Origin of the sequence: Spirosoma spitsbergense DSM 19989 (assembly GCF_000374085.1) — a bacterium.
GTDB classification, from domain to species: Bacteria; Bacteroidota; Bacteroidia; order Cytophagales; family Spirosomataceae; genus Spirosoma; species Spirosoma spitsbergense.
The window spans coordinates 18182-37134 of the sequence record NZ_KB893573.1; the positions used below are offsets into that span (position 1 = coordinate 18182).

Sequence of the window (18953 nt, forward strand, 5' to 3'; positions counted from 1 at the left end):
GAGAGGCTGCCAGGCAGGTGATTAACGTTTGTTGCTCCTGTGCTTCGTTTAATCCTTTGTTCTGAATAAATTCTTACATTAGTGGTACCTCAGACCCCTAATGAGACTTCTCTACCAACGAATTTTATACGTCCTGAGCAGTTCCCTACTCGTTACCTCTCTCACGGCACAACCGTTGAGCAGGCAGCCTGCTGTTGTTTTGTCTGCTCATAGTGAGCATATTTCGTTGGAAGGGAAAATGGCTTGTTGGCTGGATTCTGCCCATACCGGAACCCTTACCGATGTACTCAGTCCGACGGGCCGGGTCGCTTTCAATCCGGTTACGTCTCCCGTTCCCAACTTTGGCGTTGTTACAGGCACAAAAGTAGCCGCACCCATCTGGCTGCGATTTCGGGCTCAGAATCCCGCTGGTCAGTTACAGTACTGGCTGACCGAAATAGATTTCTGGTGCTTCGACGAACTACAGCTTTTTGTGGTCGATGCCCGGAACCGGGTCTTGTCCACATCGCGAACTATTGGCTGGAAAACCCCAGCCGATCAGCGTATTATATCGCATCGGCATTTCTGGTTCCCGTTCACCATTCCGGCCGGGCAAACCGTAACGGTTTATTTACGGGTTATCAAGCACCGGGGAGCACAGGTCATTCCCGTTGACCTCGTTCGGGAATCCGCTTATGCCTACACCGTTCAGAAAAGTTATTTGTATTGGGGTGGCGTGTTGTTTACGCTGGCTTTTGTAGCCCTTATGAGCCTTATTTTCTTCTTTACTACGTTCGATCGAATCTATTCAAAATACATTTTCTGTTTGTTGGGGTTAGTGGGTTTCTTCTTCATCAATGATGGTTTCATGAATCAGTTTGCTTTTCAGGCGCAATTCTGGATGCCCCGGCAGAATGTTTATTTCCTGTTTCCACTCATTCTTTTCTATTCACAGTTAACGTTTGTCCGGACGTTTCTAAACCTGAAAAATACCCCCTCTCACCGATGGCATACCGTTGGAAAGGTAGTTCTCTGGGGAGGCATACTATGCCTGATTTCTCTGACGGCCGAGTGGTTTTTCCCCCTGACTCCTACTACAGAACTGATTTTGGTTCGGCTATTCACCTCACTCTATTGGTTGCCTTTACCCGTAATTGTCACTTATATTATCGTCAACATTGTTCGGCGGTATCGCGTGCAGGAGGCCTTGCTGTACCTGGTGGCTATCCTGCCCTTTTATTCGTTGAATTTTGCCCTCGTTTTCGCCAACTTCGGTTTGCTGCCTACCTACCACCCCATTGCCAACTTTGCCTACTACGCGTCAGCGGCCTTATTTGAAGTACTGGTTTTAACTATCGGGCTTGCCTATCGGTACAAAATAGACCGCGACCTAACCGAACAACTAATTAAAGCAACCACGGCTCAGCAACAGCGGGCCTATGAAGCCGAGGTGCAGACCCTGGCCCTGAAAAACAATCTGCTGATCGAAAAAGAACGGATTGCCCGCGATTTGCACGATAACGTGGGTGCTCATCTGGCGTTTATCGTAACCAACCTCACCCACATCAGCGATCAGGCCGAAAAGCAGCCCATTAAGGATGGCAAACAGTGGGCCAGCCGGTTGCGTACCATAGTGACCCATACCCGCGAAGCCGTTAAACTGCTGCGTGAAACCATCTGGGCCATTCACCAGGAGAGCTTCACGGTCGAAGAGTTCTCGGACCGGCTCAATCAGTATATCAACCGCTATTTTCATGATACGGATGGCCTGCATGTCGATGTGCTGGTAACGGGTTCACAAACCCAGCGGCTTAGCTCAACTCAGGTGTTGAACCTGTTCCGCATTGTGCAGGAAGCCCTTACCAACGTGATCAAACACGCGCAGGCTACAGCCGCCCACGTACAGTTGGAAGTCAGTGCATCGGGGCATATAAACCTGCAGGTACGCGACAATGGCCGAGGCTTTACATGGGTAAATGGCGCAGTTTCGGCGCATCATTACGGCCTTGAAAATATGAAGACCCGAGCGCAGGAATTAGGCGGCACATTTCGGATTTTCGCCGACAATGGAACCACCGTGGAGGTAGCCGTATAGGCTCATTGTAATTAATCGACACAGTTTTTTCGCCCCCTTCAACTAACACATCCATGCAATGGTTGGTTGTGTATACAATCATTGACCCTATGAACAGAGCAATTATTGATCAGCGAGCACTGGGTGTTACATATAACCCAGACCACACAAACGTGCGGGTATGGGCGCCAATGGCCCAGTCAGTAGTCCTGCATCTTTGCCAGCAGGATGTGAAAATCCCGCTTCAAAACGACGGTACTTACTGGCATACAACGACCGACCAGCTCCAGCCCGGCGATGCCTATAAATTTATACTGAACGATACCCTCGAACGGCCCGACCCGGCTTCTCTGGCGCAACCGGAGGGTGTACACGGCCCCTCGAAGGTAGTCGATACCGCTGCTTTTGTCTGGTCGGATACCGATTGGCAAAACATACCGCTGGACGATTACCTCATGTATGAACTCCATACGGGTACTTTCTCGCCTGAGGGCACCTTTGCCGGGATTGAAGAACGATTGGACTACCTGGTCGAACTGGGAATCAACGCCATCGAAATCATGCCGATAGCCCAGTTTCCGGGTACGCGCAACTGGGGTTACGATGGAGTATGTCCGTATGCGGTACAGAACTCCTACGGTGGAGCGGCTGGCCTGCAAAAATTAGTGGATGCCTGCCACCAGCGCGGCCTGGCCGTAGTGCTGGATGTTGTCTATAACCATGTGGGGCCGGAAGGGAATTACCTGTCTGACTTTGGCCCTTATTTTACCACAAAACACCAGACACCCTGGGGCGACGCCCTGAACTTCGATGATGATTACAGCGATAGCGTGCGCCGGTACTTCATCGAAAACGTGCTGATGTGGTTTCGGGACTTCCATATCGACGCGCTCCGACTGGATGCCGTACATGCCATTCGTGATACCAGTGAGGTGCATTTACTACGGGAAATAAAAGAGTATGTCGATGAATTGATGACGCTTACGGGCAAACAACATTACCTGATTGTGGAGTCGGATTTGAACGAGACCCGCTTTATCAAGCCCATTGCCGGGGATGGGTACGGTATGGATGCCCAGTGGAATGATGAGTTTCACCACGCCCTGCGCGTTACGGCTGGGGGCGAACGAAACGGGTACTACGCCGACTATAATGGCATCCAGCATTTGGCGAAAGCCTACAGGGATGCGTATGTGTATGATGGAACAACGATGCACCCGCGTGCCCGAATTGCCGGGAAATCGACGGCGGGGCATGCGGGGCGGCAGTTCGTGGTTTTCAGCCAGAACCATGACCAGATCGGTAACCGGATGCTGGGCGAACGGCCAAGCCAGTTAGTAAGTCCGGAAATGAAGAAACTGATGGCGGGCGCCGTTATCAGCAGTCCCTATCTGCCCATGCTATTTATGGGCGAGGAATGGGGCGAGTTAAACCCGTTCATGTACTTTGTGAGCCATTCCGACTTGCCCCTCATTGAGGCCGTTCGGCAGGGGCGCAGACGGGAATTTGCCGATTTTCACGGGCCGTTTGCCGCCCCCGACCCGCAGGCCGCAGAAACATTTGAACGCTCTAAGCTAAACTGGTCACGCGTAACACAGGAGCCGCACCAGACCATTTTTCGTTATTACCAAACCTTGCTGGCCCTACGTAAACAGTCGTCATTACGTCACCCCAACCGCGAGTCGGTAGCGGTGGTAGTGGATGAAGAACGGGCAACACTGACGCTTCTTCGTCAACACGCAGGCGAGCTGGCAGGTCAGCAGGAAGAGACAGTGGTTTGTCTGATGAATTTCTCGAAAGAAATCCAGTTACTTACGCTGCCCGCTGGTGAGCGGCCCTGGCATAAACTGCTCGATTCGGCCGATCCTCAATGGAATGGACCGGCGGCTGCTCCTGCGGTTGTGGCCAGTAACCACGAACATGTTAGCGTCCAGCCCGAATCAATTCTGATCTACACAAACAAATAAGATGTATAATCCGATTTCTACATATCGCTTTCAGTTCAATAAAGACTTTACGCTTACCCATCTGGCTGCCCTGTTGCCTTACCTGCAAAAGCTAGGCATCACCACTGTTTATGCTTCGCCCATTTTTGCGGCAACTCCCGAGAGTTCGCATGGTTACGACAATGTCGATCCCACCCGCATCAATCCGGAGATAGGCACGCAGGAACAACTGAGTGCTATCAGCCAACAGTTGCAGGAATCGGGCATGGGCTGGTTGCAGGACATTGTGCCCAACCACATGGCCTACCATCCTGACAATGTCTGGCTGATGGATGTCCTGGAAAAGGGGATGTATTCACGATTCCGCCAGTTTTTTGAAACATCCTTGTCCAGTTCGTTCTTTCATGGCCGCATCATGGCACCCTTTCTGCCAGAATCGCTGGATGAGACGATGCAGGATGGTAAACTGACCATTGACTACGAAGACGCCCGCTTCGTGTTGAAAGTAAGCGGAAACGTACTACCGGTAAAGCCAACTTCATACACGGCGGTTTTACAGGCTACGGCCACTCCGCGAAATGATGCCATAAAACAACTGCTGACGGAACTCGATCAACTTCAATACACTGATGAGCCGGAAGAGTACGCCCTTGCCTGGGATGAACTACGGCTGCAACTGGCATCACTGGTTAAGACGCCATCGATTGGCGAATACGTAATGGATTGTTTGCGGGTTCTTAATGCCGATTTGACCCAGTTGCGCCCGATTGTCGATGAACAGCACTATCGGTTCTGCACCGAGCCGGAGTCCCGTCAGGAAATGAACTACCGCCGTTTCTTTACGATCAATGGTTTGATTTGCCTGAACATGCGCGACGAAATGACTTTTGAGCATGTGCATTCCCTGACGAAAAAGCTGGTCAATGAGTCCGTTTTTCAGGGCCTGCGCATCGACCATGTCGATGGGCTGTTCGACCCGACTCAGTACCTGCAACAACTGCGAAACCTGGTTGGGGAAGAAACTTACATCGTCGTTGAGAAAATCCTGCACGACAATGAAGACCTACCCGAATCATGGCCGATAGAAGGGACATCGGGCTACGATTTCCTGGCGATGGTAAACAACCTGCTGACCAACGGCGATAGCGAAAAGGTATTCGTGGATTTTTACCATCAGCTAATTGGGTCGGATACGTCCCTGCACGACCGCATCCGGTATCGGAAGTCGTACTTTCTGGCGCAATACATGGGCGGTGAACTCGATAATCTGTACCACTATTTTCTGGCGATGAATCTGGCCGATGAGCCGGACGTAGAAGTCCTGAAGGCGGGTGAACTGAAATTTGCCATTGGCGAACTGTTGGTCGAGTGCCCCGTTTATCGGTATTACGGCAACCAGTTTCCATTGCCGGACGAGGAAGCTACCGTTATCCGTAGACTGCTTAAAAACATTCGGCAAAACAACCCTGCCATTGAAACGGCAGTGAATGTGCTGGAAATAGCCCTGATTACCAAACCCCCGGTGGCCGACGCGGATTACAACGAGCGGGCACTTCGTTTCTACCAGCGACTGATGCAGTTTTCAGGACCGCTGATGGCCAAAGGCGTGGAAGATACGCTTATGTACACCTACAATAGTTTTGTAGGGCATAACGAGGTGGGCGACTCGCCGGAGCGGTTCGGCATGTCTGTTGATGCGTTTCACCGGGCTATGCAATCCCGGCAACAGCACTGGCCGCTGGCTCAGAACACAACGGCCACTCATGATACCAAACGGGGCGAAGATGTGCGGGCGCGACTCAACGTACTGACGGATCTGGCCGATGAGTGGCTGCCGGAAGTGGCGCGCTGGCAGGAAATGACCAGTTCGGTCAGGGGAGAGTTGGATTACAACGATGAATACCTGATTTACCAGAATCTGCTGGGGGCGTACCCCATGCCGGGGCAGGATGAGGACGATTTTTCGAACCGGTTCCGTCTGTATCTGGAGAAAGCGTTGCAGGAAGCCAAGCGGCATACGACCAGTTGGGTCATTGATGAAGGCTACCACGCGGATATTCGGACCTTTACCGACTACGTACTGGACAAGAAAAGCCCCTTCTGGGCGCGGTTTCAGGTATTCCAGCGGGAAATAGCCGATTTTGGTGTGGTTAATTCGCTGGCGCAGGTACTCCTGAAACTTACCTGCCCCGGCGTTCCCGATGTGTATCAGGGAAGCGAAGGCTGGGACCTGAGCCTGGTTGATCCCGACAACCGCCGACCGGTTGACTATGAGAAACGACAACAGTGTCTGGATGAATTTGCCGGAGAAGTGGCAGCAGATCGTCTGGACGAACTCTGGCAAAACCGCTTCGATGGACGCGTAAAATTCTGGCTGACTCACCAACTCCTGCGGGAGCGGCAACAGAACCCAATTCTATTTGCCAAAGGGCAGTATATCCCCCTGGCCGTTGAAGGTGATCATGCCAAACACATCATCGCTTTCGCCCGGCAGCACGAGCAGGACTGGCATGTAGTTATTACCCCGTTGCACACGGCACAACTTTGCCGCCAACAGGGTACCGACATCCGTTCGCTCGACTGGAAAAAGACCCGAATTGTGCTGCCCGACAAAGCACCAGCAACCTGGACGAACCAGCTGACCGGCGCAACTGGCAGTGGAAAGGATGTTTCGGTACAGAAGGTTTTGGAACAAATACCGGTCGCGCTGTTGCGCCTGGTGTAATAAATCCTTCCCTGAGCCAGCCATTTAAATGGCTGGCTCAGGGAAGGATTTATTACTTATCGGCTCGAATACAGATTCCACCGATACGCCAGCCCGGTCAAAACAGATAAACATCTTCTTCCGATAAAAAACCAGCCGCTTCGGCAGTTCCTTTGAGTTCCTGCCGAAGTTTATTCAACTTTTCAATGTGTAGGTAGTTCTTCACAATTCGGCTAATCATCTGGTCGGATGGCAGGTTAACCGTGCCGGATATTTCCTCCAAATCCCGAAAGACTTTATCCTCCAATTCAACCGTTACAACCGTCATCGCTATATCTCTTCCTGGTCCGACATGAATATCTACTTTCTAAACGCAAATACCAATAAAACCGTTGTGCCACACTTCCATAGAATGGCACAACGGTTTTCGATATAAGGTTTCAGCGGAGTTCCGTCGCGTTACCGGCTCAGGTAGAGATTCCGCTCGGAATAGACCTTCTGGAAATAATCGTCGGTCAGGTCGTCGATGAAATAGATACCCTCTCCGGTCGATTTCATTTCCGGGCCGAGCTCCTTGTTCACTTTCGGGAACTTGTTGAATGAGAAAACCGGAATCTTGATCGCATACCCTTTTTTGACGGGCTTGAAATCGAAATCCTTCACTTTCTTGTCGCCCAGCATCACCTTCGTAGCGTAGTTGACATACGGTTCCTGGTAGGCTTTGCAGATGAACGGAACCGTACGGCTGGCCCGTGGGTTGGCTTCGATGATATACACTATGGGTTTGCCATCCGCATCGTTCTTAATAGCAAACTGAATGTTGATCAGCCCGACGGTTTTCAGGGCAACGGCAATCTTTTTGGTATGTTCCTCAATTTGACGGATCACATCATCGCTCAAATCGAAAGTGGGCAGAACGGCGTATGAATCGCCGGAGTGGATACCCGCTGGTTCGATGTGCTCCATGATGCCAATGATGTACACATCTTCACCGTCGCAGATGGCGTCGGCTTCGGCTTCAATGGCATTTTCCAGGAAGTGATCGAGCAGGATGTTATTGTCAGGGATGTCCTGCAAAATCTTCATCACGTGTTGCTCCAGTTCCTGCTCGTTAATCACGATTTTCATGCTTTGTCCACCAAGCACGTAGCTTGGGCGAACCAGTAACGGGAAGCCCAACTCCCGCGACAATTCAATGGCCCCTTCGGATTCCCTTACGGTACCGAATTTTGGGTATGGAATATTCAGATCGCGCAACAGGCCCGAAAAACGGCCCCGGTCTTCGGCAAGGTCGAGCGCATCCCAACTCGTACCAATGATTTTGATACCGTAACGAGTTAATTTTTCCGCCATTTTCAGGGCCGTCTGACCACCTAGCTGCACAATGACCCCTTCTGGCTGTTCGTGCATGATTATGGCATGAACATGTTCCCAGAATACCGGCTCGAAATACAGTTTATCCGCAATGTCGGGGTCGGTAGAAACTGTTTCCGGATTGCAGTTAATCATGATGGTTTCATAACCCGCTTCTTTAGCCGCCAGCACGCCGTGTACACAGGAGTAGTCGAATTCGATACCCTGCCCAATGCGGTTTGGCCCCGAACCCAGTACAACAACCTTTTTGCGGTTGCTTCGTATCGACTCATTACCGGGCAGGTCAGAAACGGGTTCGGGCCGATCCTGCGTAATGGGCAACTGGTTATTGAAGGTCGAGTAATAGTAAGGTGTTTGGGCTTCAAATTCAGCCGCGCAGGTATCCACGCACTTGAAAACCCGCCGGATGTTGTGGTCCTGCCGGAAGTTATAAATCTTGCTCTCTTTGACCTGAAGCAAATGCGCCAGCTGCCGGTCGGCGTACCCTTTTTGCTTGGCAATGCGCAGGAGTTCGGGGGGGAGATCTTCCAGGTCGTATTGCTGAATTTCGCGCTCCAGTTCAATCAGTTCCTCAATCTGGTGCAAAAACCAGGGGTCAATCCGGGTGAGCTGCTGAATAGTGCGAAACGACATCCCCGCCTTAAACGCATCGTAAATATGAAATAACCGGTTCCAGCTTGGGTGTTGCAGGCTCTCAGTCAGGGCCACGCGGTCGGTCAGTTCCCGACCATCGGCACCCAGCCCGTTGCGCCGGATTTCGAGACTCTGACAGGCTTTTTGCAGCGCTTCCTGAAAATTTCGGCCAATGCCCATCGCTTCGCCAACCGACTTCATCTGCAAGCCCAGAGAGCGGTCTGCACCCGGAAACTTATCGAAGTTCCAGCGGGGCACTTTCACGATAACATAGTCGATAGCTGGTTCAAAAAAGGCCGACGTGGTGCCCGTAATGGGATTCATCAACTCATCGAGGTTATACCCGACCGCCATTTTAGCCGCAATCTTAGCAATGGGATAGCCCGTTGCTTTGGAGGCCAGCGCCGATGACCGGCTCACGCGGGGATTTACCTCAATAACAATAATATCGTCAGTTTGCGGGTTGACCGAGAACTGAATGTTGCACCCACCGGCAAATTGCCCGATACCACTCATCACGGTAATGGATAAATCGCGCATTTTCTGGTAAAGCGTGTCGGGCAGGGTCATAGCCGGAGCCACTGTAATACTGTCGCCGGTATGGATACCCATCGGGTCGAAGTTCTCGATGGAGCAGATGATGATAAAGTTGCCGTTGTTGTCGCGCAACAGTTCCAGTTCATATTCTTTCCACCCCATTACGCTTTGCTCTACCAGTACCTCATGCACCGGCGATGCGTGTAAGCCATGCGTAAGCGCGTTATCAAATTCTTCGGGTGTATTTACGAATCCGCCCCCCGTACCACCGAGCGTAAACGATGGTCGGATTACAAGCGGGAAGCCAATTTCCTGCGCAATTTCTTTTCCTTCCAGGAACGAACGGGCTGTGCGGCCTTTGCAAACGCCGGCGCCAAGCTGGAGCATTAGCAACCGGAATTTTTCGCGGTCTTCGGTCGTTTCAATCGCTTTGATGTCCACCCCGATAATCTGCACGTTGTACTTCGCCCAGATACCCGCCTTCTCGCAGTCGATGGCCAGGTTAAGGGCCGTTTGGCCGCCCATCGTTGGGAGAATTGCGTCGATAGGACGCCCCATTTCCTGGTGTTTTTTCAGGATTTCGACGATGGATTTCTTTTCCAGCGGCAGCAGGTAAACGTAGTCGGCGTTGATAGGGTCGGTCATGATGGTGGCCGGGTTGGAATTAATCAACGCTACTTCGATACCTTCCTCCCGAATAGAGCGGGCGGCCTGGGAGCCGGCATAATCGAACTCACAGGCTTGCCCGATAACAATGGGGCCGGAGCCAATAATCAGAACGGAACGGATATTCGTGTTTTTAGGCATTTTTCAACGGGACAATGAACCGCACGGGCGGTCCCGAATAACACTAGTAGTTTGAGCGCAATAACGGATAGTCGACAGGCTTTGAGGTGGTCAAAAATCCTGCAAAATTAGGATTTTGTCAGGGAAGGAAAAAGGAGAATGACAGAATAAAACGGGATAATCAGGATTATTGGCCTTACGGGAATGTTGAGCAGCGATTACTGCGTCTAATGAAGTTTATTCCTGTAGTGAATTATCGGGTCATTGGATTGGCGTGTTTCTTAAACGGAAACCATTAATTTAACCGTTAGAGGATAAAGGGTTATTGTAAAAGGCTCGATATAGCCCTATTTTTGGTTATTGTATTGTTGTACTCTCTGCGCTTATGATTCGTCCTTACCCATTATTGCTCGTGTGCGTTGTGGTTAGCTGTCTGGCCGTTACGTGCGTTCGCGACTACCCGTCCACAGACCCTTACAAGGCACCTATTGTCCCTAATCCGCCATCGGGCGGGTTGCCCAGTCAGGCTCAGCCTTCCGCCCAAAAACGACTGTATCTGGACAATGACAAGATTCGTGTCGGCATCGACCTCAACGCGGGTGGTGCCATAACGTACCTGTCGGAGGCTGGTACTACCGTAAACATGGTCAACAATAATGACCTTGGACGGCAAATTCAGACGTCGCTCTATGCCGGACCTTACCCTTACGTTGTAAACGGAAAGCAGCCTGTTTACGAGTGGCGGAATCTGGGATGGAACCCCGTTCAGACGGGTGATTTTTACAACCATCCATCCGAGATTGTTAGTTACCAGCAGACGCAGAATACTATTTACGTTAAAACGATTCCCCTAATCTGGCCCTTATTCAACGAACCCGCCGACTGTGTTTTCGAACACTGGATGGAACTGAAAGGCAATACCATTCATGTTCGCTGCCGGCTTACCGTGAACCGGGCCGACACTACGCAGTATGAATCCCGAACGCAGGAGGCCCCCTGTGTGTACCTGAATGGCCCCTATTACCGCTTTGTTACGTATGGTGGTGCTAAGCCCTTCACGAATGATGCCCTATCCGAATTTACTGACCGGGATGTTATAAATCGGTTTGGCAGCGAAAATTGGATTGCGTTGCTGAATGTCGATGGACGGGGTGTGGGCATCTATAAGCCTAATGAAGTTCGTTTCGCTTCGGCGGGTTTTGGTACCAACCCCCGGTCGGGCGGTGAATTTGATGTGTCTTCTGGCTACATTAACAGCCAGCCCTTTCTGCTCATCGACCACAACGGAGTTCATGAGTTTGAGTACACGCTGGTGGTTGGTAGCCTGACCGATATCCGGCAGTTTGCCTACGCACAACCCCGTCCGCCTGCGGGCCCCACCTACAAGTTTGCCAATGACCGGCTGGGTTGGTATTTCGCCAACACCCGCGACCAGGGATGGCCCGTGCGGGGGGAGATGGTAGTCCGGTGGTACAGGGCAGATTCGACAAGGAATGATTTTCGGGTCATTAGCCCGCTCTCGTTCTGGCAGTCGACTAATGTGTCAAAAATTTATATAGATGCTGCCTTCCTGACTAAAGGGACGGTTGCCCGTCTCTCCTGGCGGAAAGCAGACGAGGTAGATTTTTTTGATATACCGGATCGGTACGTTGATTTCCCCATTGTGGGCGATGGACAGTACCGTACCTACGAAATAAATACCAGCCAGCTAAGCGGTTGGAACGGGGTTATTACGCAACTGTCGTTGAAAAGCCCCAGTAGCCAGAACCAGTTTGAGAAAGGGTCTGTGCTCCGCCTTCGGGGTGTAACGGCATCGAAGTAGGAAACAGACTTTTTGAAATGGTTCCCCCCAAACAATTCGTTTTCCCCTGAGTTATACGTTTAGTTTTTCAACCAAACGAATCTCAACCATTATGATTACGAATAAAGAAATTGTCGACGATTTGAACGATCTGGTAAAAATTAACAATGACCGGATGCAGGGCTATGAGAAAGCCATCGAAGACAACGAAGACCCTCAGCTAGATGACCTGTTTCGGCATTACGTCATTCAAAGTCAGAATTTCCGTAGCCAACTGGCAGAGCACATTGTACGAATTGATGGACTGGCCGTTTCCGATGTAACCTCTACGGATACAACGAGCAAACTGCACCGGGCCTGGATCGACATCAAATCGGCACTGACCGGCAAAGACCGCGATTCTGTTTTGAGTTCGGTTGAATTTGGCGAAAGTGCCGCCGTAGAAGCGTATGAGGATGCTATCGAAAACGATAAAATACCTGCCTATATCAAAGAGGATCTGGAAAAGCAGCTAACAGAACTGAAAGTGAGTCACGCTAAAATTAAGTCGATGGCGGCTTAATTTTAGCGTCCCAGCACATAAACGAACCGGGGGTTGACACCAGTAGAATGGTGTATCAGCCCCCGGTTCGTTTTGTACCAGAATGAAAAGATTACTTCGGTAGTGGCATATCCTGGAAATCCTCGTCGGTAAGTTTAATGGTGGCGGCCTGGACGTTTTCTTCCAGGTGCTTTACCGACGATGTACCGGCAATAGGCAACATAACGGGTGATGCCGCCAGTAGCCAGGCCAGTGCAATCTGGTAATCGGTGGCATCATGCCGGGCTGCTACTTTTTTAATCGCTTCTTCGGCACTTACGTTACCGGCATTCAGCGGGAACCAGGGAATAAAGGCTATATTATTCTGTTCGCAGTATTTCAGCACATCATTCCACTTCTGCTCGCCAAAATTGTACATGTTCTGTACCGATACGACCTCGAAGTATTTCTTGGCTTCCTCGATCTGGTCGATACTGACTTCCGATAAACCAATGTGCCGGATTTTCCCCGCTTCCTGGGCTTCCTTCAAAAAACCAAGATACTCGTCCGTAGGTACCTGCGTATCGAACCGGTGCAGTTGATACAGGTCAATCTGGTTTAGTTTCAGTCGTTTCAGGCTACCATTGAGGGCTTCTTCCAGGTGTTTCCGACTTCCGTCAACCGGCCATTGGTTGGGGCCAGTACGCAGTAGGGCACCTTTAGTCCCGATAACCAGACCAGTTGGGTAAGGGTAGAGTGCTTCGGCGATGAGTTCTTCTGAAACATAAGGGCCATAACTATCGGCAGTGTCGATAAAGTTTATGCCCAAATCCAGGCAGCGTTTGAGCACACGAATGGCTTCATCGTGGTCTTTTGGGGGGCCCCAAATGCCATCGCCAGTCAGGCGCATGGCTCCATAACTCATCCGGTTAACGGTCATGTCGCCGAGGGTAATCGTACCGGCAGCTTTAGCGGGTTGTTGTTCAGTAGCTTGCATACGTGTTTTTGATTGAATCCGTAAGTAGCGGGGTCCTGTACCCCGCTACGCAGTTCTATTAACAAACAGAAACCCGCTTTTGTATGCTAAGACGTGTTAAGTTTTGCCTTTACCGCTTCTCGATACCATCCAGCACCCATTGCCAGGTAAGTCAAGCGGTTTATGCTCCGTCGAAAAATCGTTCGCTCATATCCCGCGAACTATGCTGGACTGTAATGATGTCAATTTGTCCGTCGCTGACAATCTTATAAACGATTCGGTAATTGTTCTGGATCAATTCACGCAAATACGATAAGTCAAACTCCGGTACTTTTCGACCCATTTCCGGGAATCGCGTTAGCCGCTCAACTTTAGCGATAATAGAGTCGATAAGATGGTCGGCGTAAGCAGGTGAATAGAGCGAATGATACTCGTTAATGGCATCGAGATCATCAATAGCCCGGTTTGTGAACGAGATGCGCATTATCGGCGTAGCCGTTGTTTGACTTCTTCGATAGAAACGGTTTCGCCCCGCTCCGACTGTGCCAGTCCTTCCTGCACGTTCTGAATGAACAGTAGGCGTTCAATAAGGGCTTCGACCGGAAATTCATCCGGCATCGTTGCCAGTGATTCCTGAACAACAGTTTTTGTCATGTCATTAGGCGTTTTTACTTCTCAAATATACAAATTTTACCGCTTCTCGATACCGTCCAGCACTCGCCGGATCACGTTGGCGCGCTGCATGAATTCCAGGGAAGTTGCCACGTCCTGATTATCTATTACCTGCTTGAATTGTTGCAGGAACTCAATGTAAGCCGTGAGCGCCTTGGAAACATTTGTCCGGTTCTGATCGAAGATAGGTGCCCACATCTGCGGAGAACTTTTGGCCAGTCGCACCGTCGAGCTGAAGCCCGTGCTGGCCATATCGAAAATGGTTTGTTGATCTTTTTCTTTTTCCAGTACCGTTAAGCCCAGGGCAAACGCGCTGATATGGCTCAGGTGCGATACATACGCCAGGTGCAGGTCATGCTCCTGCGGGGTCATGTAAAACAGTTTCATCCCAATATCCCGGAACAGGCTTTCAGCCAGGGTTACGGAATCGGGCAGGCTTTTCTCGCGGGCGCAGATGATTAGGTTTTTGCCGGGCAACAACTCCCGGAAAGCGGCTCCGGGGCCTGAGTTTTCGGTACCGGCCATGGGGTGGGCCGCCACAAACTGCGCCCGCTTGGGATGGGCATCCGCTAGGGCACAGATTGTTTCTTTGGTGGAACCTAAATCCAGCACGGTGGCACCCGGCGGCAGGTGGTCCAATACCGTAGGCAGCAGATTAATGATGATATTGACGGGCGTGGCCATGACAACCAGCGTACTCTGCGCAACGGCTTCCGGAAGTGGCATCACCTCATCCACAATACCTTTTGCCAGAGCCAGTTGTCCATTTACGGGCGACGCATCGACACCGATGAAGCGCATTTTTGGATACTTTTCGCGAACGGAGAGGGCAAATGAGCCGCCGAGGAGGCCAACACCAATAATGGAAATAGTCATCTTAACCGGGATTTTAACAGGATTTTAAAGATTTACAGGATAGTGCGAAATTGAAACAGCCTGCGGGGGGGCAATGAATGGGTTGTCTATTTATCGTGCCTATACTTGTTGTTGAATAAACGTTTGAACTCTAGGCTCATTGAGCCAAAGTTGATTAGTAGTCCAGTTTGTAGATTATACGCTTCTAGGTAATTTTTTCCCTGAGCCAAATTTGAATTATCCAAAGCAATCACGGCCTTTAACTCAACAGACAAAGTATCTTCAATCAGAAAATCGACTCGTCTTGTTCCAATCTGCACTTTTTTGTAAAAAATAGGCATTTCAAACTCACGAGCGAAACGGATACCGTTTAGTTCCAATTCGACGGCCAAGGCCCGCTGGTAAACAACCTTCGCACCGGCGGCCCGGCTGAAAACCATTGCCAAGCATACGATGCACTTCCATAGCACATCCAATAACCCGGCCGGTCAGGTCATCAGTTACTGGTGTTTTCCTACCTTCCATTGTGTAAAATTTATAACCAGCACATCCTGTTTAATCTTTTTAATCCTGTGAAAATCTTGGTTCAGAATGGTTCAGACGCCCTACTGCTTCGTTGATACGCTCCTCGTTCACGCATAGCGATACCCGCACGTACCGGCTTCCTTTAGGGCCAAAAATGAAGCCCGGTGCAATGAATACGTGTTTTTGTAGTAGTAACTCATTCACAAAGTGCTCAGCCGATGCTACTGTGTCGGGGAGTTTGGCCCAGATGAACAGCCCTTCTTGGTCTGTTGTGTACGTACAGCCCAGCGTATCCAGAAACGTGTGAACGGCATCCAGCCGACCCTGATACACGGCGTTGCGTTCGCGGTGCCAGTCGTCGGAGTTGGTGAGGGCTTCGGTCGCTGCATCCAGCAGGGGTTTGAATTGCCCGGAGTCAATATTGCTCTTGATGGTCAGTACGGCATCCACATAGGGTTTGGAAGCCGCCATCCAGCCCATGCGCCAACCCGCCATGTTGTGCGACTTACTCAGTGAATTTAATTCGACAGTTACTTCCTTCGCCCCGTCAATAGAGAGTAGACTGATGGGTGGCTTCTTATTGAGAATCAGGCTGTAAGGATTGTCGTGACAGAGCAGAATTTTATGGTCGTGCGCAAACCGAACGGCCTGTTCAAACAGCGCATGGGTAGCGGGCGCACCGGTGGGCATGTGCGGGTAGTTTAGCCAGACAATTTTCGTCCGTTTCCCCGACGCATCATTCATAACCAGATCGGCCATTGCCTGCCAGTCGGGTTGCCAGCCCTGATATTCCAGCAGAGGATATTCCAGCACGCTGGCACCCACCATCTGGCTGACGGCCCGGTAAGCCGGATAGCCTAATTCGGGAACCAGTACGCTATCTCCCTCATTCAAAAAGGTCAGGGAAATATGCGTAATGCCTTCTTTGGAGCCTATCAGGGGTAATATTTCCGTGTCGGGGTCCAGCGTAACGCCGTAGGTATGGCTGTAAAACCGGGCAATAGCCTGCCGAAGGGGCGGGGTGCCTTTGTACGGCTGGTAGCCGTGCGACGTGGGTTGCTGGGCCGACCGGGTCAGTGTGTCGAGCGTATTGGCCGAGGGCATCATATCCGGATTGCCAATACCCAGATTGATGATGTCATGACCGGCGGCCTGTAGTTGGCGGACTTCGGCCAGTTTGACGGAAAAATAATATTCCTGCGTTTGGCTGGCGCGGTGGGCGAGCGGGATAATCATAGTTTTGAGAGGTATTTCAGCAACGGAGCCAGATGAAGTGACTGCATCATCTCCCCATTGTCGATAATGGCCATAGCCCGTTCGGGAGAAACGACATGGACGGTAATTTCTTCCGTGATTTCCAGGTGCTGGGGTTTTACTTTCTGAACACCCGTTGCCAGAAACGAATAGGTCAGATTGGCGTGCGTGCCGGGATTGGCAGAGAGGGTCATCAGGGGTTGCCACTCTCCGTTGCCAAAACCCGTTTCTTCCAGTAATTCGCGCTGAGCCGATACCAGGGGGTCTTCGCCGGGGTCGATAACTCCCGCGCAAAGCTCGTAGTGAACACCGGCAATGCCGTGCCGGTATTGCCGAATCAGGACTAGTTCCTTATCGGTCGTAACGGCTACTACATTTACCCAGTTGGGGTATTCAAGAACAAAATAATCGGGGATGACACCACCGCCTTCCATACGAATAGCGTCTTTGCGAACGGTAAACCAGGGCAGTTGATGAATGTATTCAGAGGCTTCAACCTGCCAGGGCCGGGGGTCGTTGTCGGGATTCATGCCGCAAAGGTAATGAGACCGAATGGACTAATGTATCGGCAACGTATATGTATTGTTCCCGTTCTGGTGCAGCAACCCATGTTTGCGGGTCTGGTGGTGGTAACGGGTGATTTCTTAGGCTGCCGGGTACGATAACCCGGCAAAAAATGCGGCTGAAATCACGGCTTTTTTGTTGGTTTCATATTAACCGTCCCGTCCGATTCGTTGTAAAGTGGACTTTTGCCGCTTTACCTTTGGTTTGTATTAGTTGCGACCTGATGAAAAAACTGATTTCCCCCGCCGTTGCCGCGGCATTTCTTTTCCTGTTTTCCTGCCATCGGCCTACTGCCTATTTTCAACCGACATCCCATCCTGCAGCAGCCAGACTATCGGCTAAGCCTGCGCTGGTTTCTGAGATCAGCACCGCCCCCGATCCATCTGTTCGGGAGAACCCTCCGGTGGCTGAACCACCCGCCCCGGCTAGTCAGGCTGTAGCCCGTCAAAGCCGCGAACCGATTCCGGAAACGAGCAGCCGACTCCATCACCGGATAGCCCAGACTCAATTATTGCTGGAAGCGTCAGCCCAAAGGAATACCCCGCAGCAACCGCAACCCAAACCGAAGAAAAAACTTAAACTGGGCAATCAGATTAGGCAGGGCCTGGGCATGAAACTACGCCCGGAACTTAACTGGTGGCAACGCATTAGCTGGAAGCTCAAAGCATCGGTACTGGTTATTCTGGTAGCCGTTTTGTTCGCCATTCTGCATATTACGATACTGGCTATTATTTTTGGTATCGTTGGTGCGTTCCTGCTACTGAGTGGGTTGAAACGTTCATTTAAAGTCAGGCGCCCCTGGTTTTAACTACGGGAGTTTCTGGACGGCTTCGTAAATCAAATTCATGTATCGCTCCCGGTCGATGTCGTACACGACTTCAGTGTTGGGCGGTTGTTTGAGTATGTCAAAAAAATCGACAACGGTAGTTCCCGTCGTCAATGTCCCCGTTGTTTCAACCGCTACGTAACAGGGCTTTGATGTAAACATTGTTGGGTCAATGAGCCAGGCAATGGCGCAGGGGTCGTGCAGGGCTGCCCCGCCGTTTAGTTCCGGCCGTTCGCGCCGGTAAAAAATGGAGAAGAAGTCCATCAATTCGGCCACTACCTGCCCCGTCTTATTCCCAATGGCCCGAAACCGGTTAATATCTTCCTGAAAAACCAATGCTTTGTGCGTTACATCCAGGCCACACATGGTAATGGGTACGCCGGAACTGAACACAACGGCGGCCGCTTCGGGGTCGACGTAGATGTTGAACTCGGCCGTTGGCGTCATGTTACCCCGGAAAGCACCACCGCCCATCAGCGAAATCCGTTCAATTTTGGGCTTCAGGTGTGGGTAAGCCAGCAGAAACGTGGCAATATTGGTTAGTGGACCCGTTGGCACGATGGTAATTTTCTCCGGGCTGTCCATCAGAATCCGGGCTATCGCTTCTACTGCCGACTGGGATTCAGGTTGGTGCGTTGGTTCGGGAAGAGACGGCCCATCCAGGCCCATTTCGCCGTGCACATAGTCGGCAATAATCAGGTTACGAAAGAGTGGCTTATCGCATCCTTTGTACACCGGAATGTCGGTTTCCAGTAATTGCAGAATTTTTAGCGCATTTTTCAGGGTTTTCGCCTGCGTCTGGTTGCCAGCCGATGTTGTAATTGCCTTAATATCAAATAGATTGCAGCCAATGGCCAGCATCAGCATCACGGCATCATCGTGGCCAGGATCGCAGTCGATAAGTATAGATAACTTTTTCATTGACTT

Annotated in this window: 16 protein-coding genes; 6 read left to right on the forward strand and 10 right to left on the reverse strand. The window is 51.0% G+C overall.

Features of this window, described 5'->3' with window-relative positions; translation table 11 throughout:
• The first annotated feature begins 100 nt into the window (after window positions 1-100).
• From B157_RS0124530 to treY, 3 genes are all read left to right on the forward strand, one after another.
• Window positions 101-2074 carry a sensor histidine kinase gene (locus tag B157_RS0124530; protein WP_245565245.1) on the forward strand — a complete coding sequence of 658 codons (1974 nt, stop codon included), beginning with the start codon at window positions 101-103 and terminating at the stop codon, window positions 2072-2074.
• A gap of 89 nt (window positions 2075-2163) precedes the next feature.
• The gene (gene treZ, locus B157_RS0124535; RefSeq protein WP_020605961.1) at window positions 2164-4020 is read left to right on the forward strand and encodes a malto-oligosyltrehalose trehalohydrolase; all 1857 of its coding nucleotides are present in this window, start codon (window positions 2164-2166) and stop codon (window positions 4018-4020) included.
• A gap of 1 nt (window position 4021) precedes the next feature.
• Window positions 4022-6724, forward strand: a complete 2703-nt coding sequence (treY, locus tag B157_RS0124540) for a malto-oligosyltrehalose synthase (protein WP_020605962.1) — start codon at window positions 4022-4024, stop codon at window positions 6722-6724.
• A gap of 97 nt (window positions 6725-6821) precedes the next feature.
• Here treY and B157_RS0124545 read toward each other — a convergent pair whose 3' ends face one another.
• Window positions 6822-7031 (reverse strand): hypothetical protein, encoded by a 210-nt coding sequence (locus tag B157_RS0124545; RefSeq protein WP_020605963.1) that lies wholly within the window; start codon window positions 7029-7031, stop codon window positions 6822-6824.
• Between the two features lie 131 nt (window positions 7032-7162).
• Window positions 7163-10054, reverse strand: coding sequence for a carbamoyl-phosphate synthase large subunit (carB, locus tag B157_RS0124550; protein ID WP_020605964.1), 2892 nt, complete (start codon window positions 10052-10054; stop codon window positions 7163-7165).
• Window positions 10055-10418: 364 nt separating this feature from the next.
• Between carB and B157_RS0124555 the strand changes: the two genes are divergently transcribed.
• On the forward strand, window positions 10419-11855 hold the full coding sequence (locus B157_RS0124555; protein WP_026308951.1) for a hypothetical protein: 1437 nt from the start codon (window positions 10419-10421) through the stop codon (window positions 11853-11855).
• 91 nt (window positions 11856-11946) lie between these two features.
• Complete coding sequence (locus tag B157_RS0124560) at window positions 11947-12396, forward strand: ferritin-like domain-containing protein (RefSeq protein ID WP_020605966.1); 450 nt, start codon at window positions 11947-11949, stop codon at window positions 12394-12396.
• 91 nt (window positions 12397-12487) lie between these two features.
• On the opposite strand, the gene B157_RS0124565 is transcribed toward B157_RS0124560, so the two are convergent.
• The 7 genes from B157_RS0124565 to B157_RS0124595 all read right to left on the reverse strand — a co-directional run bounded on the left by B157_RS0124565 (window position 12488) and on the right by B157_RS0124595 (window position 17166).
• The gene (locus B157_RS0124565; RefSeq protein ID WP_020605967.1) at window positions 12488-13351 is read right to left on the reverse strand and encodes an aldo/keto reductase; all 864 of its coding nucleotides are present in this window, start codon (window positions 13349-13351) and stop codon (window positions 12488-12490) included.
• 160 nt (window positions 13352-13511) lie between these two features.
• The gene (locus B157_RS0124570) at window positions 13512-13814 is read right to left on the reverse strand and encodes a type II toxin-antitoxin system RelE/ParE family toxin (protein WP_020605968.1); all 303 of its coding nucleotides are present in this window, start codon (window positions 13812-13814) and stop codon (window positions 13512-13514) included.
• A complete protein-coding gene (locus tag B157_RS38525) occupies window positions 13814-13984 on the reverse strand; it encodes a hypothetical protein (RefSeq protein WP_020605969.1) in 171 nt (56 codons plus the stop codon). Before B157_RS38525 ends, B157_RS0124570 begins: the two co-directional genes overlap by 1 nt.
• A gap of 36 nt (window positions 13985-14020) precedes the next feature.
• On the reverse strand, window positions 14021-14878 hold the full coding sequence (locus B157_RS0124580) for a prephenate dehydrogenase (RefSeq protein ID WP_020605970.1): 858 nt from the start codon (window positions 14876-14878) through the stop codon (window positions 14021-14023).
• Window positions 14879-14964: 86 nt separating this feature from the next.
• Window positions 14965-15297 (reverse strand): GxxExxY protein, encoded by a 333-nt coding sequence (locus tag B157_RS35970; RefSeq protein ID WP_342664713.1) that lies wholly within the window; start codon window positions 15295-15297, stop codon window positions 14965-14967.
• A 124-nt stretch (window positions 15298-15421) separates the two neighbouring features.
• Window positions 15422-16618: a pyridoxal phosphate-dependent aminotransferase gene (locus B157_RS0124590; RefSeq protein WP_020605971.1), complete on the reverse strand. Its 1197-nt coding sequence runs from the start codon at window positions 16616-16618 to the stop codon at window positions 15422-15424.
• A complete protein-coding gene (locus B157_RS0124595) occupies window positions 16615-17166 on the reverse strand; it encodes an NUDIX hydrolase (RefSeq protein ID WP_020605972.1) in 552 nt (183 codons plus the stop codon). The genes B157_RS0124590 and B157_RS0124595 overlap by 4 nt, the downstream gene beginning before the upstream one ends.
• Window positions 17167-17423: 257 nt before the next feature.
• On the opposite strand from B157_RS0124595, the gene B157_RS0124600 reads away from it, so the two are divergent.
• The gene (locus tag B157_RS0124600) at window positions 17424-18008 is read left to right on the forward strand and encodes a hypothetical protein (protein ID WP_020605973.1); all 585 of its coding nucleotides are present in this window, start codon (window positions 17424-17426) and stop codon (window positions 18006-18008) included.
• Here the strand turns inward: B157_RS0124600 and rihA are convergent, their stop codons facing one another.
• The gene (gene rihA, locus B157_RS0124605; protein WP_020605974.1) at window positions 18009-18947 is read right to left on the reverse strand and encodes a pyrimidine-specific ribonucleoside hydrolase RihA; all 939 of its coding nucleotides are present in this window, start codon (window positions 18945-18947) and stop codon (window positions 18009-18011) included.
• Window positions 18948-18953: the final 6 nt, after the last annotated feature.

Coding starts and splice junctions, on each gene's coding strand:
- rihA (WP_020605974.1), bottom strand. CDS start 18,947: ATGAAAAAGTTATCTATACTTATCGACTGCGATCCTGGCCACGATGAT.
- B157_RS0124590 (WP_020605971.1), bottom strand. CDS start 16,618: ATGATTATCCCGCTCGCCCACCGCGCCAGCCAAACGCAGGAATATTAT.
- treY (WP_020605962.1), top strand. CDS start 4,022: ATGTATAATCCGATTTCTACATATCGCTTTCAGTTCAATAAAGACTTT.
- B157_RS0124565 (WP_020605967.1), bottom strand. CDS start 13,351: ATGCAAGCTACTGAACAACAACCCGCTAAAGCTGCCGGTACGATTACC.
- B157_RS0124530 (WP_245565245.1), top strand. CDS start 101: ATGAGACTTCTCTACCAACGAATTTTATACGTCCTGAGCAGTTCCCTA.
- carB (WP_020605964.1), bottom strand. CDS start 10,054: ATGCCTAAAAACACGAATATCCGTTCCGTTCTGATTATTGGCTCCGGC.
- B157_RS0124560 (WP_020605966.1), top strand. CDS start 11,947: ATGATTACGAATAAAGAAATTGTCGACGATTTGAACGATCTGGTAAAA.
- B157_RS0124545 (WP_020605963.1), bottom strand. CDS start 7,031: ATGACGGTTGTAACGGTTGAATTGGAGGATAAAGTCTTTCGGGATTTG.
- B157_RS38525 (WP_020605969.1), bottom strand. CDS start 13,984: ATGACAAAAACTGTTGTTCAGGAATCACTGGCAACGATGCCGGATGAA.
- B157_RS0124580 (WP_020605970.1), bottom strand. CDS start 14,878: ATGACTATTTCCATTATTGGTGTTGGCCTCCTCGGCGGCTCATTTGCC.
- B157_RS35970 (WP_342664713.1), bottom strand. CDS start 15,297: ATGGTTTTCAGCCGGGCCGCCGGTGCGAAGGTTGTTTACCAGCGGGCC.
- treZ (WP_020605961.1), top strand. CDS start 2,164: ATGAACAGAGCAATTATTGATCAGCGAGCACTGGGTGTTACATATAAC.
- B157_RS0124600 (WP_020605973.1), top strand. CDS start 17,424: ATGAAAAAACTGATTTCCCCCGCCGTTGCCGCGGCATTTCTTTTCCTG.
- B157_RS0124555 (WP_026308951.1), top strand. CDS start 10,419: ATGATTCGTCCTTACCCATTATTGCTCGTGTGCGTTGTGGTTAGCTGT.
- B157_RS0124570 (WP_020605968.1), bottom strand. CDS start 13,814: ATGCGCATCTCGTTCACAAACCGGGCTATTGATGATCTCGATGCCATT.
- B157_RS0124595 (WP_020605972.1), bottom strand. CDS start 17,166: ATGAATCCCGACAACGACCCCCGGCCCTGGCAGGTTGAAGCCTCTGAA.